Origin of the sequence: Streptomyces sp. NPDC017676 (genome assembly GCF_044329325.1) — a bacterium.
Lineage (GTDB): Bacteria > Actinomycetota > Actinomycetes > Streptomycetales > Streptomycetaceae > Streptomyces.
Window position 1 is genome coordinate 171,253 of sequence record NZ_JBIRJA010000011.1, and the last position, 16,569, is coordinate 187,821.

Below are 16,569 nucleotides of genomic sequence, written 5' to 3' on the forward strand. Positions count from 1 at the left end.
GACGTGATCCAGCAGGAGTCGCGACTGCGTGTCGCCGACAACACTGGTGCGAAGGAGATCCTTTGCATCCGTGTGCTCGGTGGCTCCGGTCGCCGCTACGCGGGCATCGGTGACGTCATCGTCGCCACCGTCAAGGACGCGATCCCCGGTGGCAACGTGAAGAAGGGTGACGTCGTCAAGGCGGTCATCGTTCGCACCGTCAAGGAGCGCCGCCGTCCGGACGGCTCGTACATCCGCTTCGACGAGAACGCCGCCGTCATTCTGAAGAACGACGGCGACCCTCGCGGCACCCGCATCTTCGGCCCGGTCGGGCGTGAGCTGCGCGAGAAGAAGTTCATGAAGATCATCTCGCTGGCTCCGGAGGTGCTGTAAGCATGAAGATCAAGAAGGGCGACCTGGTCCAGGTCATCACCGGCAAGGACAAGGGCAAGCAGGGCAAGGTCATTGCCGCTTACCCGCGCGAGGAGCGCGTCCTGGTCGAGGGTGTCAACCGGGTCAAGAAGCACACCAAGGCCGGTCCGACCGCCAGCGGTTCCCAGGCCGGCGGCATCGTGACCACCGAGGCCCCGATCCACGTGTCCAACGTCCAGCTGGTCGTGGAGAAGGACGGTCAGAAGGTCGTCACGCGTGTCGGCTACCGCTTCGACGAAGAGGGCAACAAGATCCGCGTTGCCAAGCGGACGGGTGAGGACATCTGATGGCTACCACCACCACTCCGCGTCTGAAGCAGAAGTACCGCGAGGAGATCGCGGGCAAGCTGCGTGACGAGTTCAAGTACGAGAACGTCATGCAGGTCCCGGGCCTCGTCAAGATCGTGGTCAACATGGGTGTGGGCGACGCCGCCCGCGACTCCAAGCTGATCGAGGGCGCCATCCGCGACCTCACCACGATCACCGGTCAGAAGCCGGCCGTCACCAAGGCCCGCAAGTCCATCGCGCAGTTCAAGCTGCGTGAGGGTCAGCCGATCGGTGCCCACGTCACGCTCCGTGGCGACCGCATGTGGGAGTTCCTGGACCGCACCCTGTCGCTCGCGCTGCCGCGCATCCGCGACTTCCGCGGCCTGTCCCCCAAGCAGTTCGACGGCCGTGGCAACTACACCTTCGGTCTCACGGAGCAGGTCATGTTCCACGAGATCGACCAGGACAAGATCGACCGCGTCCGGGGTATGGACATCACCGTGGTGACCACGGCGACCAACGACGAAGAGGGCCGTGCCCTTCTCCGTCACCTCGGCTTCCCGTTCAAGGAGGCGTGAGCGAGATGGCGAAGAAGGCTCTCATCGCGAAGGCTGCTCGCAAGCCCAAGTTCGGTGTGCGTGGCTACACCCGCTGCCAGCGCTGCGGCCGTCCCCACTCCGTGTACCGCAAGTTCGGCCTGTGCCGCGTGTGCCTTCGTGAGATGGCTCACCGTGGCGAGCTGCCGGGCGTGACCAAGAGCTCCTGGTAATCCCGACTTTTAGGGATTCCTGGACCTCTCGGTAAGCAACCGGGACGGCAGAGGCGCCTGCCCTCATGGCTTAGGCTAGGAGGGTTGGGCCTCTGCCGCCCTGAACGACTTACTACGCCGTAGGTCCCCGCGCCGCACCCGTCCCGTCCGTGTACGGGGAGAGGGATGGCGCATATAGGAAACCCCGGCGAGAAAGGCCACAGGCCAATTCATGACCATGACTGATCCGATCGCAGACATGCTGACGCGTCTGCGGAACGCGAACTCGGCGTACCACGACTCGGTGTCGATGCCGCACTCCAAGATCAAGTCGCACATCGCGGAGATCCTCCAGCAGGAGGGCTTCATCACGGGCTGGAAGGTCGAGGACGCCGAGGTCGGCAAGAACCTCGTCCTGGAGCTGAAGTTCGGCCCCAACCGTGAGCGCTCCATCGCGGGCATCAAGCGGATCTCCAAGCCCGGTCTCCGGGTGTACGCGAAGTCCACCAACCTGCCGAAGGTGCTCGGCGGCCTCGGCGTGGCGATCATCTCCACGTCGCACGGGCTCCTCACCGACAAGCAGGCCGGCAAGAAGGGCGTGGGTGGGGAAGTCCTCGCCTACGTCTGGTAGCAGAAGGGAACGGAGGAAACAGCTATGTCGCGCATCGGCAAGCTCCCCATCGCGGTTCCCGCCGGCGTGGACGTCACCATCGACGGCCGGACGGTCTCGGTCAAGGGCCCCAAGGGCTCGCTGACCCACACCGTTGCCGCGCCGATCGACATCGCTAAGGGCGAGGACGGCACCCTCCAGGTGACCCGCCCGAACGACGAGCGTCAGAGCAAGGCCCTGCACGGCCTCTCCCGCACGCTGGTGGCGAACATGATCACCGGCGTGACCCAGGGTTACGTGAAGAAGCTCGAAATCAGCGGTGTCGGTTACCGAGTGACCGCCAAGGGTTCGAACCTGGAGTTCGCTCTCGGTTACAGCCACCCGATCCTGGTCGAGGCCCCCGAGGGCATCACCTTCAAGGTGGAGACCCCGACCCGTTTCTCGGTCGAGGGCATCGACAAGCAGAAGGTCGGCGAGGTTGCGGCCAACATCCGCAAGCTGCGCAAGCCCGACCCGTACAAGGCCAAGGGCGTCAAGTACGAGGGCGAAGTCATCCGCCGCAAGGTCGGAAAGGCGGGTAAGTAAGCCATGGCATACGGGCAGAAGATCCTCAAGGGCGACGCCTACAAGCGCGCCGCGATCAAGCGCCGTCACATCCGGATCCGCAAGCGGATCTCCGGTACGGCGGAGCGTCCCCGTCTGGTCGTGACCCGCTCCAACCGCCACATCGTGGCGCAGGTGATCGACGACCTGAAGGGCCACACCCTGGCGTCGGCGTCCACCCTGGACGCGTCGATCCGTGGCGGCGAGGCCGACAAGTCCGCGCAGGCCAAGCAGGTCGGCGCCCTGGTCGCCGAGCGTGCCAAGGCCGCCGGTGTCGAGGCCGTCGTGTTCGACCGTGGTGGCAACCAGTACGCCGGGCGCATCGCCGCCCTGGCGGACGCCGCCCGCGAAGCCGGGCTCAAGTTCTGAGCCGCTTGTAGCTAGCGGAAAGAGAGAGGTAATCCAATGGCTGGACCCCAGCGCCGCGGAAGCGGTGCCGGTGGCGGCGAGCGGCGGGACCGGAAGGGCCGTGACGGCGGCGCTGCTGCCGCCGAGAAGACCGCGTACGTCGAGCGCGTCGTCGCGATCAACCGCGTCGCCAAGGTTGTGAAGGGTGGTCGTCGCTTCAGCTTCACCGCGCTGGTCGTGGTGGGCGACGGTGACGGCACCGTGGGTGTCGGGTACGGCAAGGCCAAGGAGGTGCCGGCCGCCATCGCCAAGGGCGTTGAGGAGGCCAAGAAGCACTTCTTCAAGGTCCCCCGGATCCAGGGCACCATCCCGCACCCCATCCAGGGTGAGAAGGCTGCCGGCGTCGTGCTGCTCAAGCCCGCGTCCCCGGGTACCGGTGTTATCGCCGGTGGTCCGGTGCGTGCCGTGCTGGAGTGCGCCGGTATCCACGACGTGCTGTCGAAGTCGCTCGGCTCCGACAACGCCATCAACATCGTGCACGCGACCGTGGAGGCCCTGAAGGGTCTGCAGCGTCCCGAGGAGATCGCGGCCCGCCGTGGTCTGCCGCTTGAGGACGTCGCTCCCGCGGCCCTGCTGCGTGCGCGTGCCGGGGCGGGTGCGTAATCATGGCGCAGCTCAAGATCACGCAGGTCAAGTCCTACATCGGCAGCAAGCAGAACCACCGTGACACCCTGCGGTCGCTTGGTCTCAAGGGGATCAACACCGTGGTCGTCAAGGAGGACCGCCCCGAGTTCCGCGGCATGGTGCACACCGTCCGCCACCTCGTGACGGTCGAGGAGGTCGACTGATCATGGCGGAGCAGAACCCGCTGAAGATCCACAACCTCCGTCCCGCCCCCGGCGCCAAGACCGCCAAGACCCGTGTCGGTCGTGGTGAGGCGTCGAAGGGTAAGACGGCCGGTCGTGGTACCAAGGGCACCAAGGCCCGCTACCAGGTTCCGGAGCGCTTCGAGGGCGGCCAGATGCCGCTGCACATGCGCCTCCCGAAGCTGAAGGGCTTCAAGAACCCGTTCAAGACCGAGTACCAGGTCGTGAACCTCGACAAGCTGGCCGCGCTCTACCCCGAGGGTGGCGAGGTCACGGTCGAGGGTCTGGTGGCCAAGGGTGCCGTTCGCAAGAACAGCCTCGTCAAGGTCCTCGGCCAGGGCGAGGTCTCCGTGGCGCTGCAGGTGACGGTCGACGCCGTCTCCGGCTCCGCCAAGGAGAAGATCACCGCCGCCGGCGGCACGGTCACCGAGCTCGTCTGAGTCCTTCGGACGACGCCTCGATGACGTAAACGATCCCGACCGGGGATACCTCACAATGAGGTATCCCCGGTCGGTCGTTCCTAGGGGGGCAGTGTCGCCGGTAAGGTGGCCTGCACTGTTCTTTTTCGTATTCGTCGAACTCAGACCGTCACCCTTGACGCAGTTGCGCGGGGGTCGCAGGAGGCACCGTGCTCACCGCGTTCGCCCGGGCGTTCAGGACGCCCGACCTGCGCAAGAAGCTGCTCTTCACGCTGGGCATCATCGTGGTCTACCGGGTCGGTACCCACATCCCGATCCCCGGCGTGAACTACAAGGCAGTCCAGACCTGTGTGAACGAGGCCCAGGGCAACCAGGGCCTGTTCGGCCTCGTGAACATGTTCAGTGGTGGTGCGCTGCTGCAGATCACGGTCTTCGCGCTCGGCATCATGCCGTACATCACGGCCAGCATCATCCTTCAGCTGCTGACCGTGGTCATCCCGCGCCTGGAAGCCCTGAAGAAGGAGGGCCAGGCCGGTACGGCGAAGATCACGCAGTACACCCGCTACCTCACCGTGGCGCTCGCGATCCTCCAGGGCACCGGCCTGGTGGCCACCGCCCGCAGCGGCGCCCTCTTCAGCGGCTGCTCGGTCGCCACGAGCATCGTCCCGGACCAGGCGATCTTCACCACGATCACCATGGTCATCTGCATGACCGCGGGCACGGCCGTCGTGATGTGGCTCGGCGAGCTGGTCACCGACCGCGGCATCGGCAACGGCATGTCGATCCTGATGTTCATCTCGATCGCCGCCACCTTCCCGTCGGCGCTGTGGGCCATCAAGAAGCAGGGCACGCTGGCCGGCGGCTGGATCGAGTTCGGCACCGTCATCGCGGTGGGCCTGGTCATGGTCGCGCTCGTCGTCTTCGTCGAGCAGGCCCAGCGCCGCATCCCGGTGCAGTACGCGAAGCGCATGATCGGACGCCGTTCCTACGGCGGCACGTCCACGTACATCCCGCTCAAGGTGAACCAGGCGGGTGTGATTCCCGTCATCTTCGCCTCCTCGCTGCTCTACATCCCGGCGCTCGTGGCGCAGTTCGCGGGAGGCAAGTCGGGCTGGAAGACCTGGATCGAGCAGAACCTCACCAAGGGCGACCACCCGATTTACATCGTTTCGTACTTCTTGCTCATCGTTTTCTTCGCGTTCTTCTACGTGGCGATCTCCTTCAACCCCGAAGAAGTAGCCGACAACATGAAGAAGTATGGTGGCTTCATCCCGGGCATCCGGGCTGGCCGACCGACCGCTGAGTACCTGAGCTACGTGCTCAACCGGATCACCTGGCCGGGTTCGCTGTATCTGGGTCTGATCGCTCTCGTACCGACAATGGCGTTGGTGGGCTTCGGGGCAAGCCAGAACTTCCCCTTCGGCGGGACCAGCATCCTCATCATCGTGGGTGTCGGCCTTGAGACGGTGAAGCAGATCGAGAGCCAGCTCCAGCAGCGCAATTACGAAGGGTTCCTCCGCTGATGCGTATCGTCCTCGTCGGGCCGCCGGGTGCCGGTAAGGGAACGCAGGCCGTCCGGCTCGCAGAGAAGCTGGGCGTCCCGCACATCTCCACGGGCGACCTGTTCCGGGCCAACATCAGTCGGCAGACGGAGCTGGGCAAGCTCGCGAAGTCCTACATGGACGCCGGCAACCTCGTTCCCGACGAGGTGACGATCGCGATGGCCAAGGACCGCATGGAGCAGCCGGACGCGGAGAACGGCTTCCTGCTGGACGGCTTTCCGCGGAACGTCTCGCAGGCGGAGGCGCTGGACGAGCTGCTGCGCACCGAGGCCATCACGCTGGACGCCGTGCTGGACCTGGAGGTACCCGAGGACGAGGTCGTCAAGCGCATCGCCGGCCGGCGCATCTGCCGGAACGACTCCTCCCACGTCTTCCACGTGACGTACAGCCCGCCGAAGCAGGAGGGTGTCTGCGACGTCTGCGGCGGCGAGCTGTACCAGCGCGACGACGACTCCGAGGAGACCGTCCGCAAGCGGCTGGAGGTCTACCACACGCAGACCGAGCCGATCATCGACTACTACAAGGCGCAGGGCCTGGTCGTGACGATCTCCTCCCTGGGCCCGGTGGACGAGATCACGCGGCGGGCGCTGGAGGCCCTCAAGCGCGAGAAGGCCGAGAAGTAGCTCCCGGTCCTTCCGGCCGCGGTGCCCTCCCGAGGGCGCCGCGGCCGTACTGTTGTACAGGTATCCCCAGCCGATGTGAGTGACGGAGAGCGCAGGCCCCCATGGTGCAGATCAAGACCCCCGAGCAGATCGCGAAGATGCGGGCGGCGGGCCTGGTCGTAGCCGCCATCCACGCGGCGACGCGCGAGGCCGCGGTGCCGGGCGCCACCACCAGGGACCTGGACGAGGTGGCCCGCAAGGTGCTCGCCGAGCACGGCGCCAAGTCGAACTTCCTGGGCTACGGCGGCTTCCCCGCGACCATCTGCACCTCTGTGAACGACGTGGTCGTCCACGGCATCCCCTCCGACGACGTCGTCCTCAAGGACGGCGACATCATCTCCATCGACTGCGGCGCGATCGTCGACGGCTGGCACGGCGACGCGGCCTACACCGCGTTCGTGGGCTCCGGTCACGCCCCGGAGCTGATCGAGCTGTCCCGGGTGACGGAGGAGTCGATGTGGGCCGGTATCGCGGCCATGAAGCAGGGCAACCGCCTGGTCGACATCTCCCGGGCGATCGAGACGTACATCCGCCGCCAGCCCAAGCCGGGCGGCGGACGGTACGGGATCATCGAGGACTACGGCGGCCACGGCATCGGCACCGAGATGCACATGGACCCGCACCTGCTGAACTACGTCGACCGCCGGCGCGGCAAGGGCCCCAAGCTGGTCCCGGGCTTCTGCCTCGCGATCGAGCCGATGGTGTCGCTGGGCACCCCGCGCACCGAGGTCCTGTCGGACGACTGGACGGTCATCACCACCGACGGCACCTGGTCCTCCCACTGGGAGCACTCCGTCGCCCTGACGGAGCAGGGCCCGCTGGTCCTCACCGCCCCCGACGGGGGCAGGGCCAAGCTCGCCGAGCACGGCATCACGGCGGCACCGGACCCGCTTGCTTAACGATCTCCCCCGTAGGGCAGACTTCCTCGATTCGCCTTTCGGGGTGCGCCGACGTAGACTGACTCGTCGGCTCTCGTGCACCCGCATGTCCGCATGCTCCCGCAGGGGAATCCCAGGGATCGCCTGAGAGTCGATCAAGGTAGTCGATTCGAAGGGCGAAGCGTGGCCAAGAAGCAAGGTGCCATCGAGATCGAGGGCACTGTCGTCGAGTCTCTGCCGAACGCCATGTTCAAGGTCGAGCTCCAGAACGGCCACCAGGTCCTGGCACACATCAGCGGCAAGATGCGTATGCACTACATCCGCATCCTCCCTGACGACCGGGTCGTGGTGGAGCTGTCTCCGTACGACCTGACGCGTGGCCGGATCGTCTACCGGTACAAGTAGATCTTGCCCGCGCCCCGGGCCCGCCCGGTGCGATGGCACTGACCCGGAGAACCTCACCCCATGAAGGTCAAGCCGAGCGTCAAGAAGATCTGCGACAAGTGCAGGGTGATCCGCCGTCACGGCCGGGTCATGGTCATCTGCGAGAACCCGCGCCACAAGCAGCGCCAGGGCTGACGCACGACCATCACCCTCTGCACCTCTATCGCAGAGTCTTCGCGCGACGCGAGCTGAATATGTTCATACGCAGAGCCCGAGCCAACCAGCTCGACACCCCCGGTTCGGAGGCCGGGGACCCGGTTCGTACCTAGTACGGCGGCCGGGAGCCGGTTCTGTGGAAGACCTCCGAAGATTCACCAGGAGCCATTGAATGGCACGCGTTTCCGGTGTCGACATCCCGCGCGACAAGCGCGTGGAGATCGCCCTCACCTACGTGTTCGGCATCGGCCGGACCCTCTCGAAGGAGACGCTGGCTGCGACCGGCGTCGACCCGAACACCCGCGTTCGTGACCTGACCGAAGAGCAGCTGGTCGCGATCCGCGAGTACGTCGACAACAACATCAAGACCGAGGGTGACCTCCGTCGCGAGATCCAGGCCGACATCCGCCGCAAGGTCGAGATCGGCACCTACCAGGGTCTCCGTCACCGTCGCGGTCTGCCCGTCCGCGGTCAGCGCACCAGCACCAACGCCCGCACCCGCAAGGGCCCGCGTCGCGCCATCGCCGGCAAGAAGAAGCCGGGCAAGAAGTAGTCCGCAGCGGACACCTGTCCACGGTCTTCGCTGTAGGACCGACCACCTCCCTCTAGGAGTTTGTAGATGCCCCCCAAGGGTCGTCAGGGCGCTGCCAAGAAGGTGCGCCGCAAGGAAAAGAAGAACGTCGCTCACGGCCACGCGCACATCAAGAGCACGTTCAACAACACGATCGTCTCGATCACGGACCCGTCCGGCAACGTGATCTCCTGGGCCTCCGCCGGCCACGTCGGCTTCAAGGGCTCCCGGAAGTCCACGCCGTTCGCCGCGCAGATGGCCGCCGAGTCGGCTGCCCGCCGCGCCCAGGAGCACGGCATGCGCAAGGTCGACGTGTTCGTCAAGGGCCCGGGTTCCGGTCGTGAGACCGCGATCCGCTCCCTGCAGGCCACGGGCCTTGAGGTCGGCTCCATCCAGGACGTCACCCCGACCCCGCACAACGGCTGCCGTCCGCCGAAGCGTCGTCGCGTCTGACGCTTCCCAGGTCGCTGGTCGCGGGCGGCACGGCTCTTTCGGGTCGTGCCGCCCGTACCCTTGCAGTACCCGCGCTTTTCCCGGGCGCGGTTTCCGTCGGACGTCAAATAGCGGGCGTCCACGAAAGAAGGATCTGATCCACACATGCTGATCGCTCAGCGTCCCTCGTTGACCGAAGAGGTCGTCGACGAGTTCCGCTCCCGGTTCGTGATCGAGCCGCTGGAGCCGGGCTTCGGCTACACCCTCGGCAACTCCCTCCGCCGTACCCTCCTCTCCTCGATCCCGGGTGCCGCCGTCACCTCGATCCGGATCGACGGCGTGCTGCACGAGTTCACCACCGTGCCGGGCGTCAAGGAGGACGTCACCGACCTGATCCTCAACATCAAGCAGCTGGTCGTCTCCTCGGAGCACGACGAGCCGGTCGTGATGTACCTGCGCAAGCAGGGCCCGGGTCTGGTCACCGCCGCCGACATCGCGCCCCCGGCCGGTGTCGAGGTGCACAACCCCGACCTGGTCCTCGCCACGCTCAACGGCAAGGGCAAGCTGGAGATGGAGCTGACGGTCGAGCGTGGCCGCGGTTACGTCTCCGCCGTGCAGAACAAGCAGGTGGGTCAGGAGATCGGCCGTATCCCGGTCGACTCGATCTACTCGCCGGTTCTGAAGGTCACGTACAAGGTCGAGGCCACGCGTGTCGAGCAGCGCACCGACTTCGACAAGCTGATCGTCGACGTCGAGACCAAGCAGGCGATGCGTCCGCGTGACGCCATGGCCTCCGCCGGCAAGACGCTGGTCGAGCTGTTCGGCCTCGCGCGCGAGCTGAACATCGACGCCGAGGGCATCGACATGGGTCCGTCCCCGACGGACGCCGCGCTCGCCGCCGACCTGGCGCTGCCGATCGAGGAGCTGGAGCTCACCGTTCGGTCGTACAACTGCCTCAAGCGTGAGGGCATCCACTCCGTGGGTGAGCTGGTCGCGCGCTCCGAGGCCGACCTGCTGGACATCCGCAACTTCGGTGCGAAGTCCATCGACGAGGTCAAGGCGAAGCTGGCCGGCATGGGCCTGGCCCTGAAGGACAGCCCGCCCGGATTCGACCCGACCGCCGCGGCGGACGCGTTCGGTGCCGATGACGACGCGGACGCCGGGTTCGTGGAGACCGAGCAGTACTAAGAGCTCCGCGGGGAGGCCGTACTGCTTCTGCGGGCCGGTTGTGGCTGGTCGCGCCCGCGCGGCGTCAGCCGCATATTGTTACAGCCCCGCGCCCCTTCCGGGGCGCCCCTTCGGGGACGCCCCGGATCTCCGACGAGCAACCGCTCGCTCGGATACTGACCCCGGTACCTGACACGGCCGGGGCAGACACACAGGAGAAAGAACATGCCGAAGCCCACCAAGGGTGCCCGTCTGGGCGGCAGCGCCGCGCACGAGAAGCTGCTCCTCGCGAACCTGGCGAAGAGCCTCTTCGAGCACGGCCGTATCACCACCACCGAGGCGAAGGCGCGCCGGCTGCGTCCGTACGCCGAGCGTCTGATCACCAAGGCGAAGAAGGGCGACCTTCACAACCGCCGTCAGGTGCTCCAGGTCATCACGGACAAGAGCGTCGTCCACACGCTCTTCACCGAGATCGGCCCGCGGTACGAGAACCGTCCCGGTGGCTACACCCGCATCACCAAGATCGGTAACCGCCGTGGCGACAACGCGCCCATGGCCGTCATCGAGCTGGTCGAGGCGCTGACGGTCGCCCAGCAGGCGACCGGCGAGGCCGAGGCCGCCACCAAGCGTGCGGTCAAGGAGGCCGAGGAGGCCAAGGCCGAGGAGACCAAGGTCGAGGAGACCGAGGCCGCCGAGGCTCCCGCCGAGGAGTCCAAGGACGCCTGAGGCTCTGCCTGACGCGGGAAGCGGGTTCGCCCTTCGGGGCGGGCCCGCTTTCGCGTACTTGAGAGGATCTGTACGTGAGTGACGAAGTACAGCCCGGCCATGTCCGTCTCCGTCTCGACCTGTCCTACGACGGCACCGACTTCCACGGCTGGGCCAAGCAGGCCGGTGGCAGGCGGACCGTGCAGGGGGAGATCGAGGACGCCCTGCGGACGGTGACCCGGTCCCGGGAGACCTATGAGCTGACGGTCGCCGGGCGGACCGACGCCGGGGTGCACGCGCGCGGGCAGGTGGCGCACGTGGACCTGCCCGAGGGTGTGTGGCGTGAGCATCACGAGAAGCTGCTCAAGCGGCTCGCCGGCCGGCTGCCGAAGGACGTGCGGGTGTGGGCGCTCAGACAGGCGCCGAGCGGTTTCAACGCGCGGTTCTCGGCCGTCTGGCGGCGGTACGCGTACCGGGTGACGGACAATCCGGGCGGTGTGGACCCGCTGCTGCGCAACCATGTGCTGTGGCACGACTGGCCGCTCGACGTGGACGCCATGAACGAGGCCGCCCGGTCGCTGCTCGGGGAGCATGACTTCGCCGCCTACTGCAAGAAGCGGGAAGGGGCGACCACGATCCGCACCCTCCAGGAGCTGAGCCTGGTCAGGGGGGATGACGGGATCATCACGGCCACCGTGCGCGCGGACGCCTTCTGCCACAACATGGTGCGGTCGCTGATCGGCGCGCTGCTGTTCGTGGGGGACGGGCACCGGGGGCCGGAGTGGCCGGGGAAGGTGCTGGCGGCCCGGGTTCGGGACTCCGCCGTGCATGTCGTACGGCCGCACGGGCTGACGCTGGAGGAGGTCGGCTATCCGGCCGACGAGCTGCTGGCGGCCCGGAGCAAGGAGGCGCGTAACAAGCGGTCGCTTCCCGGGGTGCCGGGCTGTGAAACCTGTTAGTTACGTTGCATTTCGCTGAGCTTATGCCTCATGTCTGGACTTACCGGACGTAATCCTTCTTACCGACTCTTACGCGTTCCATACCTCTCGGATACAGTTGCGCGTCCCGGCCAGATGTTCGACAGGGGTGGCCGGGGTTGGCTGGGGGGTCGACGGGCGGCCGGTTACGCCCGGGGTTGGACAACGGCATGACTTCAGTGGGTCCCGTGCGGACCGGGGGGCGTCGCGCGGCGCGCCGGAGTGGTGGGCGGCGACGGGCCGGGCGGGGCGGGAACCCCGCGCTCGGACTGCTGCCGCTGCCGCCGACGGACCGGGAGAAGTACTCCTACGCGCACCGGCACCTGTGGATCCTGACCATCAGCTCGCTGGTCAGCTTCTGCTGTCTGGTGGTGAGCCAGTTCAAGCTGGCCCAGTCCACGCCGGTGCTGTGGATCTACACCCCGCTGCTGGTGTTCACGGTGATCTACTACCTGGTGTCGCTGCGGGTGAACGGCTTCACCCGGGACTTCGACATCGCCCACCACCGGCGGCTGGTGCAGAACTGGCGGCCCGAGGTCCACCCGTCCGTCGACGTGTTCCTGCCGGTGTGCGGTGAGCCCATCGAGGTGCTGCACAACACCTGGCGGCACGTGCGGGCGATGGCCGACCGGTATCCCGGGGTCTGTGTGCCGTTCGTGCTGGACGACGGCGCGAGCCCGGAACTGGCTGCGATGGCCCGGGACTTCGGGTTCCGCTACGGCACCCGGGAGAACCGGGGCTGGTTCAAGAAGGCGGGCAACCTGCACTTCGGCTTCGCCCAGTCCGACGGCGAGTACATCCTCATCCTGGACGCGGACTTCACCCCGCGCGCCGATCTGCTGGAGGAACTGCTGCCGTACATGGACGCCGATCCGCGGATCGGCATCGTCCAGTCCCCGCAGTACTTCCGGGTGCTCGACTCGCAGAACTGGATCGAGCGCGGCGCGGGCGCGGTGCAGGAGCTGTTCTACCGGTCCGTGCAGGTGTCGCGGCAGGGCAGTGACGGCGCCATCTGCGTCGGTTCCTGCGCGATCTACCGGCGGGCGGCCCTGGAGACCAACGGCGGCACCACCCTGATCGAGCACTCCGAGGACGTGCACACCGGCTTCGACCTGCGCGGGCTCGGCTGGGACCTGAGGTACGTCCCGGTCGCGGTGTCCACCGGGGTGTGCCCGGACACCGCGGGCGCCTTCTTCAACCAGCAGTACCGCTGGTGCTCGGGCTCGATGAGCCTGCTCGGCAGCCGCAAGTTCTGGCAGGCGAAGATCCGGCTCTCCAGCCGGCTGTGCTACATGTCCGGGTTCTTCTACTACATCCACACCGCGCTGTTCACCTTCGCGGCGCCGGTCATCCCGATCGTGCTGCTGCTGATGATGCCGGAGAAGCTCAAGGTGGAGCACCTGCTCCTGGTGCTGCCCAGCATCCTCTACACCACGATCGTCTTCCCGATGTGGCACCGGGCGCCGTACCGCCTGGAGGCGTGGGCGGCCCGCATGATGTACGGCTGGGCGCACGTCTTCGCCATCTGGGACATCCTGCGCAAGAACCGGATGGGCTGGCAGCCGACCGGTTCCTCCGGCGCCAAGAAGAACAAGACGCGGCGCTTCTGGATCGGCATGTGGGCCTGGAGCGGCGGCACGGCGCTGATCTGGGTCACCGCCGCGGTGTACCGGACGTTCACCATGAACGCGCCGGACTTCGCCCTCATCCTGTCGTCCGGATTGTTCTACGCGCTGGTCGTGGGCCGGGTCCTGGTCCAGCCGCGCTCGGGGGCGGAGGCCGCCTGATGCGACTGACGAAACGATTCCGCAGCGGCCTTACGGCCCGACCCCGCAGCGGCCGTACGGCCCGTCCCGGCCGCGGCCGTCCGGTTCGCGCCGCGCTGGCCGGCGCCGTCGTCGGCGTCCTCGCGCTGAGCGGCTGCTCGCTGCTCGGCGACTCCGGCGACTCGCCGTCGTCCGGCGGCGGCACGGCCGCCCCGCACGCCACGGTCAGCGCCGGCCAGGACGTCCCCTACGACGTCACCCCCCTGCTGAAGCCGGCGAAGAAGTACTTCGGCGCGGCGGTGCCGGGCGCGCCGAACTCCATGAAGAACGTCGACGCGTACACGCGGATGACCGGCAAGCAGCCGAACCTGGTCGAGTACTACGCCGGCTGGGGTGACGGCTTCGACGCCACCGGGGTGCGCAAGGCCTGGGCCGAGGGCGCGCTGACGCTGATGTCCTGGGAGCCCTTCGACACCCCGCTCGCCGACATCGCGGCGGGCAAGTCGGACCCGTACATCAAGAAGTACGCGGCCGCCGTCCGCAAGCTGAACCTCCCCGTGGTGATCGACTTCGCGGACGAGTTCAACGGCCACTGGGAGAAGTGGGGCACGCACGACGTGACCCCGGCCCAGTACGTGGCCGCCTGGCGGCACATCCACCAGACCTTCGTGGACACGGGCGCCACCAACGTCATCTGGGCCTGGTCGCCCAACATCGTCAACCCGGTCCCGGACGTGAAGCTCAAGCCGTACTACCCGGGCGACGCCTATGTCGACTGGGTCGGACTGATCGGCTACTTCACCGCCGGCCAGGACAACTCCTTCGACAGCGTCTTCGGGACCACCCGCGACCGGGTCCGCACCTTCACCAAGAAGCCGATCCTGCTGCTGGAGACCGGCGCCATGCCCGGCGAACGGCGGCGGGCCGACATCCGCAACCTGTTCGCGGGCGTCGCGGCGGACGACGACATGCTCGGCTTCATCTGGTTCAACCACAAGAAGCGCGCCGACTGGCGGCTGGAGGCGAGCCCGCTGGCGCTGAAGGAGTTCAAGCGCCTGGCCGCCGACGACCGGTTCGGCTTCGACGTACGGAAGCCGTCATGAGTTCACGACCCGAGTACTACGTCCCGCAGCCGTACGACCCGTACGCGGACGACGACCCGCAGGGCGGCTGGTTCAACTCCGACGGCTACGTCCCGCGCCCGCCGCAGGGCCACGACTTCCCCCAGCAGCACGGCACACCCCAGGGCTACGACGTCCCGCAGAGCCACGACGTCCCGCGGAGCCACGACGTCCCCCAGGGGTACGACTACGACCCCCGGACCTATCCGTACCAGCAGCAGGACGACCAGCCGACGTACGCCCTGCACACGGTGGCCGAGCCGGCGGCGCCCGCCGAGCCCGGGTACACCGTTCCCGAGACGCCCGAGGTCGGCTGGGACATGGCCGCCAGCCGGCGGCGCGCCTGGGTGAGCCGGGCCGTGCTGCTGTTCGTCCTGGCCGTCCAGGCCGTGCTCTCGCTACGCCTGTCCAACACGGCGTTCCAGGACGAGGCCCTGTACCTGGCCGCCGGCCACGCGGAGTTGCAGCACCTGCTGCACGGCACCCCGCTGCCCATCGACTACGGGGCGTACTTCTCCGGCTCGCCGCAGCTGTACCCGGTGCTCGCCGCCGCCGTCGACGGCCGCTTCGGGCTCACCGGGGCCCGGGTGCTGAGCCTGGCCTTCATGCTGGGCACCACCGCGCTGCTGTACTCCTTCACCCGGCGGCTGTTCAACGAGCGGGCCGCGCTGGCCGGCGCGGCGCTCTTCGCCGTGGTGCAGTCGACCGTCGTCATGGGGTACTTCGCCACCTACGACGCCGCCGCGGTGTTCCTGCTGGCCCTGGCCACCTGGATCGTCGTCCGCACCGACCGGGCGCCCGTGGCCGCCGTACTGCTCGCGGCGCCGGTCGCCGTCCTCGCCGTCGGCGTGAAGTACGCGGCCGCCCTGTACCTGCCGACCATCGTCGTGCTCGCCCTGCTCACCGGCTGGCCGCACAAGGGCCGCAGGGCCTTCCTGCGGATGCTGCTCCTCGCGCTCGGCATCGGCGCCCTGCTGGCGGCCGGCATGTACAGCACCGACCTGCTCGCCGGTGTGCGGCAGACCACGACCAACCGCGCCCACGGCTCCGACAGCACCGCCTTCCTGCTCCAGCGGTCGGCCCAGTGGGGCGGGCTGATGTTCCTCACCGCCGTCGGGGGTGCCCTCTCCTACGTGCGGCGCAGCCGGATGAACGAGTCGCCGGTCGCCCAGCGGCTCGGCAACCCCGGCTGGCGCTGGCGGGCCCTGCTGGGGCTGGTGCTGTGCGGCACCGCGCTGCTCGCGCCCGCCTACCAGGTGCACCTGGGGACCGTGGTCTCGCTGTTCAAGCACGTCGGCTTCGGCCTGCTGTTCGCCGCGCCGATGGCCGGTGTCGGCGTGACCCGGCTGATCGGGGCGCACTTCCGCTATCCCCAGCTCGGCATCATGCTGTGGACGGCGACGCTCTGCCTCGGCATCTCGCAGGCGGACTGGCGCTTCGGCGTCTGGCCCGACTCCTCGAAGATGATCCAGGTCATCGACTCCCACGTGGACCGCAAGGGCCACTACCTCGCCTCGACGCCCGAGGTGCCCGTCTACTACCTGCGCGACAGGACCAGCCACCGGCAGTGGCAGGGCGTCTTCGCCCTGGAGTACACGGACAAGAAGGGCACGTACCACAAGGGTGACGCCGCCTACCGCGCGGCGCTGCGCGACGGCGAGTTCGACCTGATCGTCCTGGACGGTCTCACCAACCCCCGGGTGGACGCCGTCGTCGCGGACGCGGTCAAGGGCAATCCGCACTACCGGCTCCTCGCCGACCTGCCCTTCCGTAACTCCAGCGGCACCGGCCACTACCGCATCTGGGTCAAGACCGCCTGACGCACCCGAAGCATCCGAAGCGAGAAAGGCCGTTCTC

23 protein-coding genes are annotated in these 16,569 nt (G+C 67.7%); all 23 read left to right on the top strand.

Annotated features, from left to right (window positions below):
• Positions 1 to 3: 3 nt before the first annotated feature.
• The 23 genes from rplN to ACH4LD_RS24985 all read left to right on the top strand — a co-directional run bounded on the left by rplN (position 4) and on the right by ACH4LD_RS24985 (position 16,532).
• A complete protein-coding gene (gene rplN / locus ACH4LD_RS24875; protein WP_003998823.1) occupies positions 4 to 372 on the top strand; it encodes a 50S ribosomal protein L14 in 369 nt (122 codons plus the stop codon).
• Between the two features lie 2 nt (positions 373 to 374).
• The gene (gene rplX, locus ACH4LD_RS24880) at positions 375 to 698 is read left to right on the top strand and encodes a 50S ribosomal protein L24 (RefSeq protein WP_014674376.1); all 324 of its coding nucleotides are present in this window, start codon (positions 375 to 377) and stop codon (positions 696 to 698) included.
• Positions 698 to 1,255: a 50S ribosomal protein L5 gene (gene rplE / locus ACH4LD_RS24885; RefSeq protein WP_030345436.1), complete on the top strand. Its 558-nt coding sequence runs from the start codon at positions 698 to 700 to the stop codon at positions 1,253 to 1,255. Before rplX ends, rplE begins: the two co-directional genes overlap by 1 nt.
• 5 nt (positions 1,256 to 1,260) lie before the next feature.
• Complete coding sequence (locus ACH4LD_RS24890) at positions 1,261 to 1,446, top strand: type Z 30S ribosomal protein S14 (protein WP_003948630.1); 186 nt, start codon at positions 1,261 to 1,263, stop codon at positions 1,444 to 1,446.
• Positions 1,447 to 1,657: 211 nt separating this feature from the next.
• The gene (rpsH, locus tag ACH4LD_RS24895) at positions 1,658 to 2,056 is read left to right on the top strand and encodes a 30S ribosomal protein S8 (protein WP_014674378.1); all 399 of its coding nucleotides are present in this window, start codon (positions 1,658 to 1,660) and stop codon (positions 2,054 to 2,056) included.
• Positions 2,057 to 2,080: 24 nt separating this feature from the next.
• Entirely contained in the window at positions 2,081 to 2,620 is a 540-nt protein-coding gene (gene rplF, locus ACH4LD_RS24900) for a 50S ribosomal protein L6 (protein ID WP_014674379.1), read from the top strand.
• Between the two features lie 3 nt (positions 2,621 to 2,623).
• Positions 2,624 to 3,007 (top strand): 50S ribosomal protein L18, encoded by a 384-nt coding sequence (gene rplR / locus ACH4LD_RS24905; protein WP_014674380.1) that lies wholly within the window; start codon positions 2,624 to 2,626, stop codon positions 3,005 to 3,007.
• A gap of 36 nt (positions 3,008 to 3,043) precedes the next feature.
• Complete coding sequence (gene rpsE / locus ACH4LD_RS24910) at positions 3,044 to 3,649, top strand: 30S ribosomal protein S5 (protein ID WP_019753099.1); 606 nt, start codon at positions 3,044 to 3,046, stop codon at positions 3,647 to 3,649.
• Between the two features lie 2 nt (positions 3,650 to 3,651).
• Complete coding sequence (gene rpmD, locus ACH4LD_RS24915; RefSeq protein WP_003998814.1) at positions 3,652 to 3,834, top strand: 50S ribosomal protein L30; 183 nt, start codon at positions 3,652 to 3,654, stop codon at positions 3,832 to 3,834.
• A 2-nt stretch (positions 3,835 to 3,836) separates the two neighbouring features.
• Positions 3,837 to 4,292, top strand: coding sequence for a 50S ribosomal protein L15 (gene rplO / locus ACH4LD_RS24920; RefSeq protein WP_030745257.1), 456 nt, complete (start codon positions 3,837 to 3,839; stop codon positions 4,290 to 4,292).
• A 188-nt stretch (positions 4,293 to 4,480) separates the two neighbouring features.
• Positions 4,481 to 5,794: a preprotein translocase subunit SecY gene (gene secY / locus ACH4LD_RS24925; RefSeq protein ID WP_103812797.1), complete on the top strand. Its 1,314-nt coding sequence runs from the start codon at positions 4,481 to 4,483 to the stop codon at positions 5,792 to 5,794.
• Positions 5,794 to 6,456, top strand: coding sequence for an adenylate kinase (locus tag ACH4LD_RS24930; protein ID WP_103812798.1), 663 nt, complete (start codon positions 5,794 to 5,796; stop codon positions 6,454 to 6,456). The genes secY and ACH4LD_RS24930 overlap by 1 nt, the downstream gene beginning before the upstream one ends.
• A 101-nt stretch (positions 6,457 to 6,557) precedes the next feature.
• The gene (gene map, locus ACH4LD_RS24935) at positions 6,558 to 7,394 is read left to right on the top strand and encodes a type I methionyl aminopeptidase (RefSeq protein ID WP_398056501.1); all 837 of its coding nucleotides are present in this window, start codon (positions 6,558 to 6,560) and stop codon (positions 7,392 to 7,394) included.
• 162 nt (positions 7,395 to 7,556) lie between these two features.
• Complete coding sequence (gene infA, locus ACH4LD_RS24940) at positions 7,557 to 7,778, top strand: translation initiation factor IF-1 (RefSeq protein WP_003948620.1); 222 nt, start codon at positions 7,557 to 7,559, stop codon at positions 7,776 to 7,778.
• Between the two features lie 60 nt (positions 7,779 to 7,838).
• The gene (gene rpmJ / locus ACH4LD_RS24945) at positions 7,839 to 7,952 is read left to right on the top strand and encodes a 50S ribosomal protein L36 (protein ID WP_003998809.1); all 114 of its coding nucleotides are present in this window, start codon (positions 7,839 to 7,841) and stop codon (positions 7,950 to 7,952) included.
• Positions 7,953 to 8,145: 193 nt separating this feature from the next.
• Complete coding sequence (rpsM, locus tag ACH4LD_RS24950) at positions 8,146 to 8,526, top strand: 30S ribosomal protein S13 (RefSeq protein ID WP_030641206.1); 381 nt, start codon at positions 8,146 to 8,148, stop codon at positions 8,524 to 8,526.
• A gap of 66 nt (positions 8,527 to 8,592) precedes the next feature.
• A complete protein-coding gene (gene rpsK / locus ACH4LD_RS24955; RefSeq protein ID WP_003956432.1) occupies positions 8,593 to 8,997 on the top strand; it encodes a 30S ribosomal protein S11 in 405 nt (134 codons plus the stop codon).
• A 144-nt stretch (positions 8,998 to 9,141) separates the two neighbouring features.
• Entirely contained in the window at positions 9,142 to 10,164 is a 1,023-nt protein-coding gene (locus ACH4LD_RS24960; protein ID WP_003966937.1) for a DNA-directed RNA polymerase subunit alpha, read from the top strand.
• Between the two features lie 204 nt (positions 10,165 to 10,368).
• Positions 10,369 to 10,869, top strand: a complete 501-nt coding sequence (gene rplQ, locus ACH4LD_RS24965; RefSeq protein WP_103812800.1) for a 50S ribosomal protein L17 — start codon at positions 10,369 to 10,371, stop codon at positions 10,867 to 10,869.
• A 74-nt stretch (positions 10,870 to 10,943) separates the two neighbouring features.
• The gene (truA, locus tag ACH4LD_RS24970) at positions 10,944 to 11,807 is read left to right on the top strand and encodes a tRNA pseudouridine(38-40) synthase TruA (protein ID WP_398056500.1); all 864 of its coding nucleotides are present in this window, start codon (positions 10,944 to 10,946) and stop codon (positions 11,805 to 11,807) included.
• Positions 11,808 to 12,193: 386 nt separating this feature from the next.
• The gene (locus ACH4LD_RS24975) at positions 12,194 to 13,612 is read left to right on the top strand and encodes a glycosyltransferase family 2 protein (protein WP_398056606.1); all 1,419 of its coding nucleotides are present in this window, start codon (positions 12,194 to 12,196) and stop codon (positions 13,610 to 13,612) included.
• A complete protein-coding gene (locus tag ACH4LD_RS24980; RefSeq protein ID WP_398056499.1) occupies positions 13,612 to 14,694 on the top strand; it encodes a glycoside hydrolase family 26 protein in 1,083 nt (360 codons plus the stop codon). The genes ACH4LD_RS24975 and ACH4LD_RS24980 overlap by 1 nt, the downstream gene beginning before the upstream one ends.
• Positions 14,691 to 16,532 (top strand): glycosyltransferase family 39 protein, encoded by a 1,842-nt coding sequence (locus ACH4LD_RS24985; protein ID WP_398056498.1) that lies wholly within the window; start codon positions 14,691 to 14,693, stop codon positions 16,530 to 16,532. Before ACH4LD_RS24980 ends, ACH4LD_RS24985 begins: the two co-directional genes overlap by 4 nt.
• Positions 16,533 to 16,569 lie beyond the last annotated feature (37 nt).